The sequence below is a fragment of the Halomonas sp. TA22 genome (genome assembly GCF_013009075.1).
Classification (GTDB): Bacteria; Pseudomonadota; Gammaproteobacteria; order Pseudomonadales; family Halomonadaceae; genus TA22.
The window spans coordinates 1390950-1406905 of the sequence record NZ_CP053108.1; the positions used below are offsets into that span (position 1 = coordinate 1390950).

Genomic DNA, 15956 nt, shown 5'->3' on the forward strand with positions numbered 1-15956 from the left:
GCCTATGCTGGGAGCGCTGTCGCCGTCTACCGGCATGGCCTTCGGCGACTTGGACGCCGGACCGGCCTGCCGTCCCTGGCGATTCATTTTTTCACTAACCATTATCGTTTCTTGCTTTATCAGGAGGCATTAATGAACTTGCCACGCATCGTGGTAGTCGGCGGTGGCGCGGGCGGACTCGAGCTGGTCACTCGGCTCGGTCGCAAACTCGGCAAGCGCAAACGTGCCGAAATCGTGCTCGTCGATCGCAACCCGACCCATATCTGGAAGCCTCTGCTGCATGAAGTCGCCACTGGCGTGCTCGATTCGGGCCTCGACGAGGTCTCCTACCAGGGTCACTCCAAGGTCAACTGCTACCAGTTCCAACGTGGGACCCTGAGCGATATCGATCGCCAGGAGCGACGCCTGACGCTGGCGCCGATCATCGATGACGACGAGAGCGTGATCCTGCCCTCGCGTACCCTCGAGTACGACTACCTGATACTCGCGCTGGGCAGCGTCTCCAATGACTTCGGCACACCGGGTGTGGCCGAGCATTGCCATTTCCTGGACAGCCCCCAGCAGGCCGAGGCGTTTCGCCACGACATGCTCAACACCTTCCTGCGCTACAGCGATCCGGCACGTCGCATCCATCCTAAGCTTGCGGTGGGGATCGTTGGCGCCGGCGCCACCGGAGTGGAGCTGGCCGCCGAACTCTACGACGCCTCTAAGATTCTACACAGCTACGGCTTCACCGCCATGGATAGCGGCCAGCTAGACGTCCACCTGATCGAGGCCGCTCCCAACATTCTGCCCGCCCTGCCCGATCGCATCACCAAGGCGGTACATCGCGAACTGGAGAAGCTCGGCGTACATATTCATGTCGATACTCGCGTCACCCAGGCCGACGAGCAGGGCATTCTCACCGCCGACGGCACCCGTATCGAAACCGACCTCAATGTCTGGGCAGCTGGCATCAAGGCGCCGGAATTTCTTTCCGAACTTGGCCTCTCCACCCAGAAGAATCATCAGATCAAGGTTCACGATACGCTTCAGAGCGTAGACGACGAGCGCATCTTCGCCTTCGGCGACTGTGCCAGCTGCCCGCAAGAGGATGGCAAGGCCGTGCCGCCCCGCGCCCAGGCGGCACACCAGCAGGTCTCGGTGCTCTACCGCAACCTGGTCGCGATGCTCAACGACAGGCCGCTCAAGCCATTCGCATTCCGTGATCGCGGCTCATTGATCTCGCTGGCACACTTCGATGCCGTGGGCAGCTTGATGCGCGGAGCCTCGGCACGCAGCCTGTTTCTCGAAGGGCGCATTGCCAAGATCTTCTACGCCTCCCTCTACCGCATGCATCAGTTCGCCATCCACGGGGCGCTCAAGACCGGCATGACCATCCTGGTGGATGGCATCAATCGCTTTCTGAAGCCGAAGATGAAGTTGCACTGATCAGCTCAGCGCTTCGCGTCTGGCGGCGAGCCAGGCGCGCTTGCGCTCCGCCGTCAGCCGCTTGATCGCGGCTTCCAGGCGCAGCGCCTCCCCCCGAGAGCCAACACTTTCTTCATGCACCAGGCGCAGCGGCCCCTTGCCACGTAGCGCCCGGGCGCCGCGCCGGCCGTGGCAATGCTCCTCGAAGCGCCGCGCCACATCGGTACTGATGCCGGTGTAGAGGGCGCCTGCCGCCGTCTCCACCAGATAGAGATGCCAGGTGGGCAAGCTGCCCCGGTCGCTGGCCGTGCCGTCAGACACGCTCGAGTTTACGCCGCAGCGCCTGGATCACGCTGTCGTAGCCGTGCGGGTCGTCTGCACTGCGGGCCTTGAAGATCGCCGAGCCGGCCACGAAGGTATCGGCGCCGGCCCGAGCGATCTCGGCGATGTTCTCGACCTTGACGCCACCATCGATCTCCAGGCGGATCGGTAACCCGGACGCATCGATGCGCGCCCGCGCCTCGCGCAGCTTGTCCAGCGTGGCCGGGATGAACGACTGACCACCAAACCCGGGATTGACGCTCATCAGCAGGATCATGTCGACCTTGTCCATGACATAGTCGAGGTAGGAGAGCGGCGTGGCCGGGTTGAACACCAGCCCGGCCTTGCAGCCGCCATCGCGGATCAACTGCAGCGAGCGGTCGACATGCTCCGAGGCTTCGGGATGAAAGGTGATGTAGTCGGCCCCCGCCTCAAGGAAATCGCCGATCAGCCGATCGACCGGCTTGACCATCAGGTGCACGTCGATGGGAGCGGTCACGCCATGCTTGCGCAGTGCCTCGCAGATCATCGGACCGATGGTCAGGTTGGGCACGTAGTGATTGTCCATGACATCGAAGTGTACGATATCGGCCCCCGAGGCCAGCACATTGTCGACCTCCTCTCCCAGCCGCGCGAAGTCGGCGGAGAGAATCGAGGGGGCTATCGTGAAATCATGCTTGAAGTCGCCGGGGGTGGCCATGGCGGCACTTTCCTCTAATGGGTACGCGAACGCAACGTTGGGTAGTCTAGGGCAGCTAGTCTAACAAAAACCGCCGGATGGATTCGCCATGCCCGTGCTGATTATTGCCGTTGCCGAGCTGTTCGGCACCGCCCTGTGGTTCACGCCCAACGCCGTCATTGCCGATCTCCAGGCCCTCTGGTCGCTTAGTACCGCCGAGCTGGGGTGGCTGACGGGTGCGGTGCAGGGAGGATTTCTGCTGGGCACCCTGGCGATCGGGCTGAGTGGGCTGGCCGATCGCCTCGATGCCAGCCGGCTGTTTGCCGCCTGCTGTCTGCTGGGCGCCCTGTCGAATGCCCTGCTGCCCTGGGCAGGGGGATTGTGGGGAGCCGTTTCACTGCGTATCGTCACCGGCATCTGTCTAGCCGGCATCTACCCGGTAGGGATGAAGCTGATGGTGGGCTGGACCCCCGGACGCAGCGGGCTTGGCCTGGCCTGGCTGGTCGGCATGCTGGTGCTGGGCACCGCTCTACCCCATGGCCTTCGCGCCCTTGGCGAAGCGGGAGTGGGGCTATCATGGCGAGGCGGCATCTGGGGGACGACGATGCTGGCCATCATCGCAGGGGCGATGGTGTGGCGGCTGGGCGAGGCCGCCGAGGTGCGTCATGCCAAGTCGCGGCTCGAAGCGGGTAGTGCGCTCGCACCGCGCTTGGCCGGCGTGCAAGCCTTTCGCATCGCCGGCTTTCGTCGTGCCGCCAGCGCCTACTTCGGGCACATGTGGGAGCTCTATACGCTCTGGGTGCTACTGCCGCTGATGGTCATGACCGCTCTGCCCGACATGACGCTTGGCCAGCTTGCTCTCATCTCCTTCCTATTGATCGCCATTGGTGGCCCCGCCTGCTGGCTAGGCGGTTTATTGAGCCGCAGCCTCGGCAGTCGCCGCGTCGCCCAGGCAGGCCTGGCGGGGTCGGCCGCCTGCTGTGCACTCTACCCACTGCTGCCTGCCCTGCCCGTCACGGCACTGCTTGCGTTTCTCGCGCTGTGGAGCGCGCTGGCGGTGATCGACTCGCCGCAATTCTCTGCACTTTCCGCGGTGGCCTGTCCGGCGCACAGCGTCGGCAGCGCCCTGACGCTGCAGAATGCCATCGGCTTTGGCGTGTCGATGCTGTCGCTCATCCTCCTTATCCCACTCTGGAATGCGCTTGGCCCCGCACTAGCCTGGCTACTGCTACCCGGCCCACTATTCGGGCTCTACTCCCTGCATGCTCGTTCATCTCAAGTGCGCTCGCCCACATGAAGGCGCTAACCATTGCGATAAGGCATGTCTATCGCTTCATATATTAAAAATGAATAACAACGGGGATTGTCATTCCTTAAACACTGGTTTAGCCTGACGTCATCATGTCTCCCTACGATGGAGTTAACCGAATGCTTCATAATTCCCTGTTTCGTCGCAGCGCACTGGGAGTCTCGCTGGCGGTCGCGCTGAGTGCCGGACTCGCAACTCCGGCGCTCTCCGCCGAGCGCGAGATTCTCAACTCCTCCTACGACATTGCACGCGAGCTGTTCGCCGCCATCAACCCGGAATTCATCGCCTGGTGGCAGCAGGAGCACGGCGAGGAAGTTTCCGTCAGCCAGTCTCACGGTGGCTCATCGGCCCAGGCCCGTGCCATCCTTCAGGGCCTGCGTGCCGATGTGGTGACCTATAATCAGGTTACCGACGTGCAGGCGCTGGCCGATGGGGGGCTGGTTCCCGAGGATTGGCAGCAGCAGTACGACAACAATGCCTCGCCCTACTACTCCACCACCGCCTTCCTGGTGCGCAAGGACAACCCCAAGGGCATCAAGAGCTGGGACGACCTGGCGCGCGAGGATGTGCGCATGGTCTTCCCCAACCCCAAGACTTCCGGCAACGGCCGTTATACCTACCTGGCAGCCTGGGGCTTCGCCGATAATGAGTTCGATGGCGACGAGGAACAGATCCACGACTTCATGCGCACCTTCCTGCGCAACGTGGCGGTGTTCGACACCGGTGGCCGCGGCGCCACCACCAGCTTCATCGAGCGCGGCATTGGCGACGTGCTGATCAGCTTCGAGTCCGAGGTCAACAACATCCGCCAGGAGTATGGCAGCGACGACTACGAGGTCATCGTGCCGCCAGTGAGCATCCTCGCCGAATTCCCGGTGGCGGTGGTCGAGCCCAACGCCGAACGCAACGGCAATCTCGATCTGGCTCAGGCCTACATCGAGTATCTCTACAGCGAGAGCGCCCAGCGCCAGCTCGCCGGGTTCAACTATCGCGTGCACCACGAAGCGGTGGTGGAAGAGTTCGCCGATCAGTTCCCCGAAACCGAGCTGCTGCGCGTCGAGGACGTCTTCGGCAGTTGGGAGAGCGTGATGGACGATCACTTCTCAGGCGGCGGCATTTTGGATCAACTGCAACGTCGATGATCTCGCTCGCCTCCGTGACCGGCAGCACCCCCAAGCGGGTGCTGCCTGGCTTTGGTCTCTCACTCGGCATCAGCCTGACCTTCATCTCGCTGGTGCTGCTGCTGCCGCTCACCGGCCTTTTCGGCCAGCTGGCCGGGCTGAGCCTGGCCGAGTATTGGGCGATCATTACCGATGGCCGAGTGGTCGCCAGCTATATGGTGACCATCGGTGCGGCGGCCGTGGCCGCCATCGTCAATGGCATCTTTGGCCTATTGCTGGCCTGGGTGCTGGTGCGTTACGAGTTCCCAGGCAAGCGCCTGCTCGACGCACTGATGGATCTGCCATTTGCGCTACCCACCGCCGTGGCCGGCATCACCCTGGCCACGCTCTACTCGAGCAACGGCTGGATGGGCCGACTGCTCGACCCGCTGGGCATTCAGGTCGCCTACACCTGGGTGGGCATCGCGCTTGCCATGGCGTTTACCAGCATCCCCTTCGTGGTGCGCACCGTGCAGCCGGTGCTCGAGGATCTCCCCGCGGAAGTCGACGAGGCGGCACTGACGCTCGGTGCCTCCGATGCCACCGCCTTTCGCCGGGTGATCCTGCCGCACCTGTGGCCAGCGCTGGTCACCGGCACGGGGCTTGCCTTCGTGCGCTCGCTAGGAGAGTTCGGTGCGGTAATCTTCATTGCCGGCAACATGCCCTACGAGACCGAGATCACCGCGCTGATGATCTTTGTCAGGCTGCAGGAGTACGACTATGCCGGCGCCTCGGCCATCGCCTCGGTGGTGCTGTTCGTCTCCCTTGCGCTGCTGCTGGCCATCAACCTGTGGCAGGGTCGATTCATCAGGCGCCTGCATGGAGGTAAAGGCTGATGCAACGGATCGGTGACGCACCCGGCGTCCGCCGTGTGCTGGTGATAGCCGCCATGCTGTTGTCGGCGCTGTTTCTGCTGCTGCCGCTGGTGGCGATATTCAGTTACGCCTTCGCCCAGGGGGCGGGGGTATTCTGGGCCAACGTCAGCAATCACTACACCTTGGCAGCGATCGGACTGACCCTGTTCATCGCCGCCCTGACGATCCCGATCAACCTGGTTTTCGGCGTGATGCTGGCGTGGCTGGTGACCCGCTTCAGCTTTCCCGGCAGGCGTCTGCTGCAGACGCTGATCGATATTCCCTTCGCGGTCTCGCCGGTGGTGGCGGGGTTGATCTATCTACTGCTCTACGGGCGCAATGGCTGGATCGGCGGCTGGCTCGATACCCAGGACATCCAGTTGATGTTCGCCTGGCCCGGTATTCTGATGGTGACCATCTTCGTCACCTGCCCGTTCGTGGCGCGCGAGCTGATTCCACTGATGCAAGCTCAAGGCTCCCGCGACGAGGAGGCTGCAGTGACGCTCGGTGCCTCGGGCTGGACCGTGTTTCGTCGTGTGACCCTGCCGAACATTCGCTGGGCCCTGCTCTACGGTGTGATCCTGACCAATGCCCGGGCAGTGGGCGAGTTCGGTGCGGTGTCGGTGGTCTCGGGGGCCATTCGCGGACAGACCAATACGCTGCCGCTGCACCTGGAGCAGCTCTATCAGGACTACAATACCGTAGGCGCTTTTGCCAGTGCCGCCCTGCTGGCGCTGATCGCCCTGCTCACGCTGGCCGCCAAGGCCGGCCTGGAATGGCGCGCCGCGCGCCAGGAGGCTTGAACATGAGCATCCGGTTACACAATATCGCCAAGACGTTCGGCCGCACCCAGGCGCTGGAGCCGCTGGATCTGGACATTCATGACGGCGAGCTGGTGGGGCTGCTGGGCCCCTCCGGCTCCGGCAAGACGACCCTGCTGCGCATCATTGCCGGGCTTGAGACCTCCGACCGTATCCCCTCCCCCGGGAGCATCCACTTCGGCAATCGCGACGTGACCAATGTCCACGTGCGCGACCGCCGTATCGGCTTCGTATTCCAGCACTATGCACTGTTCAGGCACATGAACGTGTTCGACAACGTCGCGTTCGGATTGACGGTCATGCCGCGCAAGCATCGCCCCAGCAGCGGCGAGATCCGCGCGCGGGTCAATCGGCTGCTGGAGATGGTCCAGCTCGAGCAGTTCGCCAAGCGCTATCCGGCGCAGCTCTCCGGAGGGCAGCAGCAGCGGGTATCGCTGGCCAGGGCTCTCGCCCTGCGGCCCGACGTGCTGCTGCTCGACGAGCCCTTCGGCGCGCTGGATGCCAAGGTGCGCCAAGACCTGCGCCGCTGGCTTCGCCATCTGCATGACGAACTCAACTTCACCAGCGTGTTCGTCACCCACGATCAGGAGGAGGCGCTCGAACTCTCCGATCGTGTAGTGGTGATGAGCAATGGCCGCATCGAGCAGATCGATACCCCGGAAAAACTTTACCGCGCGCCAGCCAACCGTTTCGTCTTCCAGTTCCTGGGCGACGTCAATCGCCTCGAAGGCAAGGTCAAGGCGGGGATACTGTCGTGCGGTGACGCCCAGCTCCAAGTAGATCTCGAGGATGGCGCTCAGGAGCTGTTGTTGCGCCCCCACGAGATCAAGCTCGACAACTCCCCAAGCCAACAAGCTCGGCTGCCGGTCACGGTGACCGCCATCTCGCCGGTGGGCGCTGAAGTGCGGGTGGAGGTAGAGGCCGACTGGCTGGCGGAACCCTGGCTCGTCACCGTGCGTCATGCCGATTTCGAGCAACTCGGTATCCACCGTGGCCAGCGCCTGTTCGCCATTCCACGCCACTGGCACCGCTTCGATGCAAATGGCCAGAAGCAGCCCAGCCTTGCCATGGCGATGTCATGACACGGCCATAGGAGGGCGACCATCGCCTGGCCGCGCCAGTCGGCTTATACTCGCGGCAGCGCGACAGGCGCCCTCCTTAACCTACCTGATAAATGGAGAGTCAGATGTTCAAGCGATGGTTTACGGGATTAAGCTTACTGCTGGCCATGCTGGTGCTGGCTGGCTGTACCAGCCCCCACTATCTCCAGGTCGACCCGCGCGTCTCGGTCGACGTCCCCCAAGTCGGCAATGGCCAGCAGGTGACCGTCAATGTCGTCGACGAACGACCCTCCGAAGTGCTTGGCACCCGTAGCGGCGCCGGCATGTCTGCTGCCACCATCACCGTCTATGCCCATGACGTGGTGCCCAAGCTCCAGGCCGAAGCGGAAGAAGCCGTACGTCGCATGGGCTTCACGCCGACCACCGAGAGCGCCGAGGGGCGTCCCAGCCTGACCCTGACCTTGGTACGCCTCGACTATGCCCGCGGCGACGATGTCCCGGTGCTCGGCGAGGCGGTGCTAGAGTCGGTGCTGCGCGCCCAGGCGGCCAATCAGCGCAACACCTATACCGGCACCTATACCGCCCGGCGCACCCAGAGCTATGCGGTTCGCCCCAATCGAGACACCAATACGGAAATGGTCAACGATCTGCTTAGCGCCAGCCTCGACCGCGCCTTCCGCGACCCCGAGCTCGGCCCGCTGCTCGCCCGCTGAGGACAACTGGCGGAGTAGAAAGATACAGAAAGATATAAAGGAAACGGGCGCTTACGGCGCCCGTCTTCTTATGTTAAAAGGAATCACACCGAGGGACCGCGACGCCGCAGCGCCCAGATGCTCTCTCGCCAGCCGTGCTCCTCCTCCTCACCGTCGGCAAGATGGGTCAGCTCGAAATTGGCTTCGAATAGCCATCTCACTTCATCGCCGGTCACGCTATAGGGCGGGCCACGCTCGTCCCCCGGCCTGCGCATGAGACTGATCAGCAGCCCCCGCGCACCGGGAGGCAGCAACTGTGCCAGGTGAAAGGCGTAGCGATGCCGAGTGGCATCGGGCAGCGCAATCAATGCCGCCCGATCATAGAAGGCGTCGATCTCCGCGGCCTGCTGGATGTGGAAATGAAAGAAGTCGCCACACCACAGCTCCACGCTACCCTGCCGGCAGATATCGAAATTCCCCTGATGGTAACGCGATACCTCACCTTGCCCTTCGGCGATAAACTGCTCGACCGCCTCATGTACAAGCTCGAGTCCCAGCACCGGGTGCCCCTGGGAGGCCAGCCAGCGCATGTCGAGGCTCTTGCCACACAGGGGCACGAGCACCTTGGCGTCTTTCGGTACTTCGAGTGTCGGCCAGTAGTGCTCGAGTGCCGGATGGGTCTCATCACGATGAAAACCGATGCGCCCCTCGCGCCAGCGTATAAGCCACTCGTTCTCCATGCAGCTCCCGTCTGTCGAAGTCATCAGAACCAGCGGTCGCTCTTCTTCCGCCGCCGCGGCAGATGCGGAACGATCAGCCCCACCAGCAGGCCGGCACCGGCAACACCACCGCCATACATGAAGTAGCGCAGCAGCAGATCCTCCTCTTGGGTATCCAGCCGCGCCTGCAGGCCACGTACGGACTGCTGAGCTCGCGTGACCTCGCCGTCGAGCTCGTGATTGCGCGCCTCGAGTTCCGTAATGCGCTGCTCGCGCACCTCCAGGGTTTCGGTCATCGCCGAAACACGCCCCTCCCACTCCTCGTTGATACCGGCAAGTTCGGCGCTCAACGCCTCGACTTGCGCTTCAAGCTCAGGGAGGCGCTCACCGGCACCAGGCTGCGTTTGAAGCTCATCGCTGAGTACCCATACCGAGTTGCCTTCCTGATTTTCGACCCGCGTATAGTTGCCGCTGGTCTCGAGGACGGTCACCGGCTCTCCAGCGGAGAGCGTGCCGATGATGCGGTAACCATCGGTGGGGCCGCTTCTCACGAAGGTAGTGAGCTCATCGGAGACCCAACGCTGGTTGTCGTCCGCTTGCTGGGCTTGGACACCGAAGGCCAGAACCCCCAGTGTCACGCCTACGATCAATGTCTTGATAGGTCGTTGCATAGATCTGCCGTCTTCAATGGCTATTGGAGGGCTCGATGAATCTGCTGCACACGTTGCAAAAGTCACGTCGCACGACGTCCTGTCGGCCACGTAGCGATGAGACTGAGACTGGTCCACACTTTCTGTGGATAAGTCTTGGGAAAACCGTCAGGGAGACATCACCGGGCCAGCGAGTCGTCTAACACTACCTTAGATCGGTCACTTTTTGACCACCATGACCTATCGCGATTCAGCCCTCGCCTCTCGGCGGCCAACTCATGGGGCGAGGAAATTCCGCCACCTTGCCCTCGGCCTTCACTGCCTTGGGCGTTCCCTCACGCTCCACCTCATCGATACGCACGATCGCATTCAGGGGAACGTAGCTGCGGCTGACGCCTTCGAAGGTGCGCCGCAGCTTGTCCGTGGAGGGATCCACCACCAGCTTGGAGACGTCATCGAAGACGAACTCCTCGAGTTCGATGAAGCCCCACAGATCGCTCTGGAAGATTTCGCGGGCGTAAAGCTCCCAGATTTCTCCCTGATTATGAAACAACACCCGATAGATGGGCTTGGACGCCATTTGTGACCCTGTACCTGCACGAAAAATTCCGCTGACCGCCAATCAGGCGAGCCAGCAACCCAAGGGCAGAAGAATATCACAGCCGAGCGTATTTCGATTCCCGATACTGGCCCCACCGAAGGGCTATCCGTATAATCATCTGCCAAATCCGACCCGGGCCCTCTGGCCTCGCATTTCATTCCTCTGATTCACGGACATGTCAGGCGCTACGCGCCGCGACCCTATTCTTATGGCGAAGAAACTCTTCATCAAGACTCATGGCTGCCAGATGAACGAGTATGATTCCGCGCGAATGGCGGACCTGCTCGGCGAATCGCACCAGCTGGAACTGACCGACGACGAGCGCGAAGCCGACGTCATCCTGCTCAATACCTGCTCGATTCGCGAGAAGGCGCAGGAGAAGGTCTTTCACCAGCTAGGCCGCTGGAAGAAGCTTAAGCAAGCCAAGCCCGACCTGGTGATCGGGGTCGGTGGCTGCGTGGCTAGCCAGGAGGGCGAGACCCTGCGCAAGCGTGCGCCTCACGTGGACATGGTTTTCGGGCCGCAGACCCTGCACCGGGTGCCGGCGATGCTCGATTCGCGTCGCAACGACCAAATTTCTGTGGTCGACGTGACCTTCCCAGAGATCGAGAAGTTCGATCACCTGCCCAAGCCAAGCTCGGATGGCGCGACGGCGTTCGTCTCGATCATGGAGGGGTGTTCGAAGTACTGCACCTTCTGCGTAGTGCCCTATACCCGTGGCGAGGAGGTCTCACGTCCATTCGAGGCGGTCATGGACGAAGTGATCCACCTTGCCGACCAGGGCGTGCGCGAGATCAATCTACTGGGTCAGAACGTCAACGCCTACCGCGGCGAGAACCAGCTCGGCGACGAGATCGACCTGGCAGAGCTGATCGCCTGCGTGGCCGCCGTCGAGGGAATAGATCGGATTCGCTTCACCACCTCGCATCCAGTGGAGTTCTCCGACAGCCTGATCGAGGCTTACGCCGACATCCCGGAGCTGGTAAGCCACCTGCACCTGCCGGTACAGGCCGGTTCCGACCGGATACTGACCGCCATGAAGCGTGGACACACGGTGGAGGAGTATGTCGAGAAGATGGAGCGCATCCGTGCGCTGCGCCCCAACATCAGCTTCTCCTCGGATTTCATCATCGGTTTTCCCGGCGAGACCGAGGAGGATTTCGAAGCGACCATGAACCTGATCCAGCGCATCGGCTTCGACCACTCGTTCAGCTTCGTCTATTCGGCACGCCCCGGCACGCCGGCTGCCAGCCTTGAGGACGACACCCCCGAGGCGGTCAAGAAGCAGCGCCTGGCGATACTGCAGGAGCGTATCATTCAACAGACGGCGCAGATCAGTCGGCGCATGGTGGGCAACGTCGAGCGCATCCTGGTCACCGGCTTCTCTCCCCGCGACCCGGGCCAGCTCTCCGGACGTACCGAGAACAACCGTGTGGTCAACTTCAGCGCCGCCAACCCGACCAAGCTGATCGGCCATTTCGTCGATGTCGAGATCACCGAAGCGCTACCCAATTCTCTACGCGGCGAGCTCGCCTCACCCGAACTACATTGAAGCATGACAGATACCAGCATTGCTCCCACCTCGGTGGGAGCAGTAAGCTCGTGACACCCACACGCCACAAACGGACCTTTTGCTCTTGAGCCAGAACAGTACGCAGGCCAATCGCATCATCACGCTGTCGCTGGAGCCCAACGATCCCATGCGCCTGGCCAATCTGTGTGGCCAGCGCGATGAGCATCTGAAACTGGTGGAAGAGCGGCTCGGGGTTACCCTGCGCAACCGCGGCAATATCTTCCAGCTGGCCGGTCCCGGTAGCCGCGTCAAGGCGGCGGCAAACGTGATCGAGCATCTCTATCGCGAAGCCGAGGCCAGCGAACTCTCCCCCGATACCGTACATCTGTTCCTGCACGAGTCCGGACTGGAAGCGCTGGAGGAGGAGGAGGGAATCCAGGAGGATGGCGAGGTATTGCTGCGTACCCCGCGCGCGTTGATCAAGCCGCGCGGACAGAACCAGCAGAACTACGTCACCAGCATTCGTCAGCACGACATCAACTTCGGCATCGGACCGGCGGGCACCGGCAAGACCTACCTGGCGGTAGCCGCGGCGGTGGAGGCGCTCAATCAGCAGGAGGTACGACGCATCCTGCTGGTGCGCCCGGCGGTGGAGGCCGGTGAGAAGCTTGGCTTTCTGCCCGGCGATCTGGCGCAGAAGATCGATCCTTATCTGCGCCCGCTGTATGACGCCCTCTACGAGATGATCGGCTTCGAGCAGGTGGGCAAGCTGATCGAGCGGCAGGTCATCGAGATCGCCCCGCTGGCCTATATGCGCGGGCGCACGCTGAACAACTCCTTCATCATTCTCGACGAGAGCCAGAACACCACCCGCGAACAAATGAAGATGTTCCTGACGCGCATCGGCTTCGGCTCGACGGCGGTGATCACCGGCGATGTGACTCAGGTCGATCTGCCACGTGGCGCCAGCTCCGGCCTGATCCAGGTGCTCGACGTGCTCAAGGGCACGCCCGGCATCGGGGTGACACACTTTGCCGCCAAGGACGTGGTCCGCCACCCCTTGGTTCAGCGCATCATCGAAGCCTATGACCTGTTCGAGGCCGAGCAGGAGGCCCAGGAGCGCGAGCGCAAGCAGGCACGCGACCAGGAGCGAGCCGCCTTGCGACGCGAGCAGATGGAGCGGGATTTCGCGCGTCGCGACGATTCGGGGTCCCAGCAGTGAGCCATATCGCCCCGCTGGTCGATCGTCAGGATGCGCTCACCGACCCCGACCATGGCGCTCGGCTGCCCAGCGTGCAGGAACTCGAGCGCTGGATCGGCGAAGTCTTGAGAGCAGAGGGTGAGTACGAGCGCAACGAGCTGACCATCCGCTTCGTCGAGCCTGATGAGAGTCGCTCACTCAATCGCGACTATCGCGGCAAGGATGCACCGACCAACGTGCTCTCTTTCCCCTTCGAAGTGCCGCCAGGAGTGCCGCTGGCTCTGCTCGGCGACCTGGTGATCTGCCATGAGGTCGTCGAGCGCGAGGCGCGCGAGCAGCACAAGCCGCTCGCGTCACACTATGCGCATATGGTGGTGCATGGCGCCTTGCATTTGCTCGGTCATGACCATATTGAGGATGACGAGGCGGAGCGCATGGAGCAGCTCGAGCGCGAGATCCTTGCCGTGTTCGGCATTGCCGACCCCTATGCTCAGGAGGCTGATTCCCACCCCAGCCAGAGCAACTTCCCTATCGAGGATAAGAGACCCGACGCATGAGCGAAGACCGATCGAGCAGCCAGGCCGGCAAATCCTGGCTCGAGAAGTTTTTCAGCGCCTTCTCTTCGGATAGCGATGAACCGAGCTCGCGTGACGAACTGCTGGTTTTCCTGCGTGAAGCCGGCTCCCGCCTGCGGCTCGACCAGGATGCCCTGACCATCATCGAAGGAGCGCTGCAGATCAGCGACCAGCAGGTTCGCGAAGTGCTGATCCCGCGCTCCCAGGTCACCGCCATCGGCATCGAGCAGCCCCCGGAGGAGTACCTGCCGGTGATCCTCGAGACTGGGCACTCCCGCTACCCCGTGATCGGCGAGAACCTCGACGAGGTGCATGGCATCCTGCTGGTCAAGGACCTATTGCCGCAGCTGTGTCAGGGACAGCAGGGCAACTGCCAGGGCTTCGAGTTAAAGGAGGCTCTGAGACCTGCCATGTTCGTGCCGGAATCCAAGCGCCTCAACAGCCTGCTCAAGGAGTTTCGCGATACGCACAACCACATGGCGGTGGTGGTCGATGAGTATGGCGGCACGGCCGGTATCGTCACCATCGAGGATATCCTCGAGCAGATCGTCGGCGATATCGAGGATGAGCACGATACCGATGAGGAGGATGACATTCGCGACCTCGGCGAGGGGCGCTACGCCATTCGTGCCCTGACGCCGATCGAAGACTTCAACGAGCGCTTCGATACGCAGTTCTCGGACGAGGCCTTCGATACGGTTGGCGGGCTGGTCATGCAGCGCTTTGGCCACCTGCCCCGCCGAGGCGAGCATGCCGACCTCGGTGCCTGGCGGTTTACGGTGCTCAATGCCGACAATCGCCGCATCCGCCTGCTCCAGGTTGAACATCGCGAGGACATGACCAGCGGCGATGATGATGAGTGAGCGTTTCGCCATGGCCTCCATGCAAGGAACTCCAATGCACCCCCACTCCATGACACGCGCTCAGCGCATGCTGGGTTATCTCATTGCGCTGCTTGCTGGGGTGATGACGACCCTGACCACCGCCCCCTTCGGCCTTTGGTGGCTCGGGCCAGTGGCCGTGGGCCTCGTCTACCTGGGCATCCATCGGCTCAGGCCGCGCCAGGCGGCGCTCAAGGGGTGGTGGTACGGTATCGGCCTATTCGGCTCGGGCACTTCGTGGGTCTACGTCTCGATCCATGACTACGGCTACACCGGCATGCCTCTGGCAGTCTTTCTGACCGCGCTGTTCGTGGCAGTCATGGCACTGTTCTTCGCCGCGACGCTATGGCTCTACCGTCGCCTCACCGGAGTACGGCTGGCGGCGCTGACTTTCGCCGGTGCCTGGGTGCTGGGTGAGGTGCTGCGCACCTTCGCCTTCACCGGCTTCCCCTGGCTGCTCCTGGGCAATGCCCACGTGGATTCGCCTCTGGCACCGTGGGCGCCGGTGGGCGGCGTCTATGCGCTGTCGCTGATCACTGCCCTCACTGGCACGCTGGGTGTCGAGTTGCTGCGTCGCCACTGGTCGGCGGGGGCGGTCATCGCCGCGCTCTGGCTGACTCCTCTGCTATTGCCCAGCCAATGGACCTCGCCTGTCGGCGAGCCTCGGCGCGTCGCACTCCTGCAGGGCAACCTGCCACAGCTGATCAAGTGGACGCCTGAGGGGCAGCGTATCGCCGCCAATACCTACAGCGACCTGACGCGCGCCCAGGGCGATGAGGTCGATCTGATCGTGTGGCCGGAGGCGGCCCTGCCGATGTTCGAGGATGAAGCGGGTGAGATCCTCTCCCGGGTCCAGGCCAATCTGGCACCAGGCACCGCCCTGCTGACCGGCATTCTCCAGCGCGACGAGAGCAACCGCTTCTATAACAGTGTGGTTGGTGTGGGCAACGTGCAGGGGCAGTACCGAAAGGAGCATCTGGTGCCGTTTGGCGAGTACCTGCCGATGGAGGGTCTTTTGCGGGGCGCCATCGCCTTCTTCGATCTCCCCATGTCCTACATGAGCCGGGGCGAGTCGGGCCAGGCGCCCATTCATGCCGCCGGACTGACCATCGGCAACGCCATCTGCTACGAGATCATCTACGCCGACCTGGTCGCCAAGCGCGCCAGAGAGTCCGATCTGCTGCTCACGGTCTCCAACGACACCTGGTTCGGCGAGTCGATCGGGCCCCTGCAGCATCTGCAGATGGCGCGTCTGCGTGCCTTGGAGAATGGCCGTTATGTGGCGCGGGCGACCAGCAATGGCGTCACCGTGATCATCGACCCCCATGGCAACGTCACCGAGCGCATTCCCCAGTTCGAAACCGCCAGCCTGCAGGGCGAGGTGAGCGCGATGAGCGGTCAGACGCCCTTCACCCGCACCGGCAGCTGGCCCGTATGGCTGCTCTCCGCACTGCTGGTACTTCCGGGGTTCAACCTGCGCCGCCACCGATGATGAAAAGCCCGCCAATG

Annotated in this window: 17 protein-coding genes; 12 read left to right on the top strand and 5 right to left on the bottom strand. The window is 62.8% G+C overall.

Annotated features, from left to right (window positions below):
- Window positions 1-132 precede the first annotated feature (132 nt).
- Window positions 133-1431: an NAD(P)/FAD-dependent oxidoreductase gene (locus HJD22_RS06455; protein WP_208655094.1), complete on the top strand. Its 1299-nt coding sequence runs from the start codon at window positions 133-135 to the stop codon at window positions 1429-1431.
- Here HJD22_RS06455 and HJD22_RS06460 read toward each other — a convergent pair whose 3' ends face one another.
- Together HJD22_RS06460 and rpe are read right to left on the bottom strand one after the other, a co-directional pair.
- Window positions 1432-1731 (bottom strand): GIY-YIG nuclease family protein, encoded by a 300-nt coding sequence (locus HJD22_RS06460; protein ID WP_248730139.1) that lies wholly within the window; start codon window positions 1729-1731, stop codon window positions 1432-1434.
- Window positions 1724-2431, bottom strand: a complete 708-nt coding sequence (gene rpe, locus HJD22_RS06465) for a ribulose-phosphate 3-epimerase (protein WP_208655093.1) — start codon at window positions 2429-2431, stop codon at window positions 1724-1726. The genes HJD22_RS06460 and rpe overlap by 8 nt, the downstream gene beginning before the upstream one ends.
- Before the next feature lie 88 nt (window positions 2432-2519).
- Here rpe and HJD22_RS06470 point away from each other — a divergent pair, with 88 nt between their 5' ends.
- From HJD22_RS06470 to HJD22_RS06495, 6 genes are all read left to right on the top strand, one after another.
- Window positions 2520-3707: a nitrate/nitrite transporter gene (locus HJD22_RS06470; RefSeq protein ID WP_208655092.1), complete on the top strand. Its 1188-nt coding sequence runs from the start codon at window positions 2520-2522 to the stop codon at window positions 3705-3707.
- 131 nt (window positions 3708-3838) lie between these two features.
- Window positions 3839-4861: a thiosulfate ABC transporter substrate-binding protein CysP gene (cysP, locus tag HJD22_RS06475; RefSeq protein WP_208655091.1), complete on the top strand. Its 1023-nt coding sequence runs from the start codon at window positions 3839-3841 to the stop codon at window positions 4859-4861.
- Window positions 4858-5715: a sulfate ABC transporter permease subunit CysT gene (gene cysT, locus HJD22_RS06480; protein ID WP_208655090.1), complete on the top strand. Its 858-nt coding sequence runs from the start codon at window positions 4858-4860 to the stop codon at window positions 5713-5715. Before cysP ends, cysT begins: the two co-directional genes overlap by 4 nt.
- A complete protein-coding gene (gene cysW / locus HJD22_RS06485) occupies window positions 5715-6536 on the top strand; it encodes a sulfate ABC transporter permease subunit CysW (RefSeq protein WP_208655089.1) in 822 nt (273 codons plus the stop codon). The genes cysT and cysW overlap by 1 nt, the downstream gene beginning before the upstream one ends.
- A 2-nt stretch (window positions 6537-6538) precedes the next feature.
- Window positions 6539-7636, top strand: coding sequence for a sulfate/molybdate ABC transporter ATP-binding protein (locus HJD22_RS06490; RefSeq protein ID WP_208655088.1), 1098 nt, complete (start codon window positions 6539-6541; stop codon window positions 7634-7636).
- Between the two features lie 104 nt (window positions 7637-7740).
- A complete protein-coding gene (locus HJD22_RS06495) occupies window positions 7741-8328 on the top strand; it encodes a YajG family lipoprotein (RefSeq protein ID WP_208655087.1) in 588 nt (195 codons plus the stop codon).
- A gap of 83 nt (window positions 8329-8411) precedes the next feature.
- Here the strand turns inward: HJD22_RS06495 and tmpT are convergent, their stop codons facing one another.
- From tmpT to HJD22_RS06510, 3 genes are all read right to left on the bottom strand, one after another.
- On the bottom strand, window positions 8412-9047 hold the full coding sequence (gene tmpT / locus HJD22_RS06500) for a thiopurine S-methyltransferase (RefSeq protein WP_208656829.1): 636 nt from the start codon (window positions 9045-9047) through the stop codon (window positions 8412-8414).
- A 23-nt stretch (window positions 9048-9070) separates the two neighbouring features.
- Window positions 9071-9697, bottom strand: coding sequence for a TIGR04211 family SH3 domain-containing protein (locus tag HJD22_RS06505; protein WP_208655086.1), 627 nt, complete (start codon window positions 9695-9697; stop codon window positions 9071-9073).
- Between the two features lie 229 nt (window positions 9698-9926).
- Window positions 9927-10256, bottom strand: coding sequence for a DUF1820 family protein (locus HJD22_RS06510; RefSeq protein ID WP_208655085.1), 330 nt, complete (start codon window positions 10254-10256; stop codon window positions 9927-9929).
- Between the two features lie 229 nt (window positions 10257-10485).
- On the opposite strand from HJD22_RS06510, the gene miaB reads away from it, so the two are divergent.
- The 5 genes from miaB (at window position 10486) to lnt (ending at window position 15939) form a co-directional block, all read left to right on the top strand.
- Window positions 10486-11829 carry a tRNA (N6-isopentenyl adenosine(37)-C2)-methylthiotransferase MiaB gene (gene miaB / locus HJD22_RS06515; protein WP_208655084.1) on the top strand — a complete coding sequence of 448 codons (1344 nt, stop codon included), beginning with the start codon at window positions 10486-10488 and terminating at the stop codon, window positions 11827-11829.
- 85 nt (window positions 11830-11914) lie between these two features.
- Window positions 11915-13012: a PhoH family protein gene (locus tag HJD22_RS06520; RefSeq protein WP_208655083.1), complete on the top strand. Its 1098-nt coding sequence runs from the start codon at window positions 11915-11917 to the stop codon at window positions 13010-13012.
- Between the two features lie 5 nt (window positions 13013-13017).
- Window positions 13018-13548, top strand: a complete 531-nt coding sequence (gene ybeY, locus HJD22_RS06525; RefSeq protein ID WP_248730152.1) for an rRNA maturation RNase YbeY — start codon at window positions 13018-13020, stop codon at window positions 13546-13548.
- The gene (locus HJD22_RS06530) at window positions 13545-14429 is read left to right on the top strand and encodes an HlyC/CorC family transporter (protein WP_208655081.1); all 885 of its coding nucleotides are present in this window, start codon (window positions 13545-13547) and stop codon (window positions 14427-14429) included. The genes ybeY and HJD22_RS06530 overlap by 4 nt, the downstream gene beginning before the upstream one ends.
- Window positions 14430-14463: 34 nt before the next feature.
- Window positions 14464-15939: an apolipoprotein N-acyltransferase gene (gene lnt / locus HJD22_RS06535; RefSeq protein ID WP_248730140.1), complete on the top strand. Its 1476-nt coding sequence runs from the start codon at window positions 14464-14466 to the stop codon at window positions 15937-15939.
- The last annotated feature ends 17 nt before the right edge of the window (window positions 15940-15956 follow it).

Excerpts from the sequence above, each read along its gene's own strand:
- lnt (WP_248730140.1), top strand. The coding sequence starts at position 14,464 with ATGCACCCCCACTCCATGACACGCGCTCAGCGCATGCTGGGTTATCTC.
- miaB (WP_208655084.1), top strand. The coding sequence starts at position 10,486 with ATGGCGAAGAAACTCTTCATCAAGACTCATGGCTGCCAGATGAACGAG.
- HJD22_RS06530 (WP_208655081.1), top strand. The coding sequence starts at position 13,545 with ATGAGCGAAGACCGATCGAGCAGCCAGGCCGGCAAATCCTGGCTCGAG.
- rpe (WP_208655093.1), bottom strand. The coding sequence starts at position 2,431 with ATGGCCACCCCCGGCGACTTCAAGCATGATTTCACGATAGCCCCCTCG.
- cysP (WP_208655091.1), top strand. The coding sequence starts at position 3,839 with ATGCTTCATAATTCCCTGTTTCGTCGCAGCGCACTGGGAGTCTCGCTG.
- HJD22_RS06505 (WP_208655086.1), bottom strand. The coding sequence starts at position 9,697 with ATGCAACGACCTATCAAGACATTGATCGTAGGCGTGACACTGGGGGTT.
- HJD22_RS06510 (WP_208655085.1), bottom strand. The coding sequence starts at position 10,256 with ATGGCGTCCAAGCCCATCTATCGGGTGTTGTTTCATAATCAGGGAGAA.
- HJD22_RS06495 (WP_208655087.1), top strand. The coding sequence starts at position 7,741 with ATGTTCAAGCGATGGTTTACGGGATTAAGCTTACTGCTGGCCATGCTG.
- HJD22_RS06470 (WP_208655092.1), top strand. The coding sequence starts at position 2,520 with ATGCCCGTGCTGATTATTGCCGTTGCCGAGCTGTTCGGCACCGCCCTG.
- HJD22_RS06490 (WP_208655088.1), top strand. The coding sequence starts at position 6,539 with ATGAGCATCCGGTTACACAATATCGCCAAGACGTTCGGCCGCACCCAG.
- cysW (WP_208655089.1), top strand. The coding sequence starts at position 5,715 with ATGCAACGGATCGGTGACGCACCCGGCGTCCGCCGTGTGCTGGTGATA.
- cysT (WP_208655090.1), top strand. The coding sequence starts at position 4,858 with ATGATCTCGCTCGCCTCCGTGACCGGCAGCACCCCCAAGCGGGTGCTG.
- tmpT (WP_208656829.1), bottom strand. The coding sequence starts at position 9,047 with ATGGAGAACGAGTGGCTTATACGCTGGCGCGAGGGGCGCATCGGTTTT.
- HJD22_RS06455 (WP_208655094.1), top strand. The coding sequence starts at position 133 with ATGAACTTGCCACGCATCGTGGTAGTCGGCGGTGGCGCGGGCGGACTC.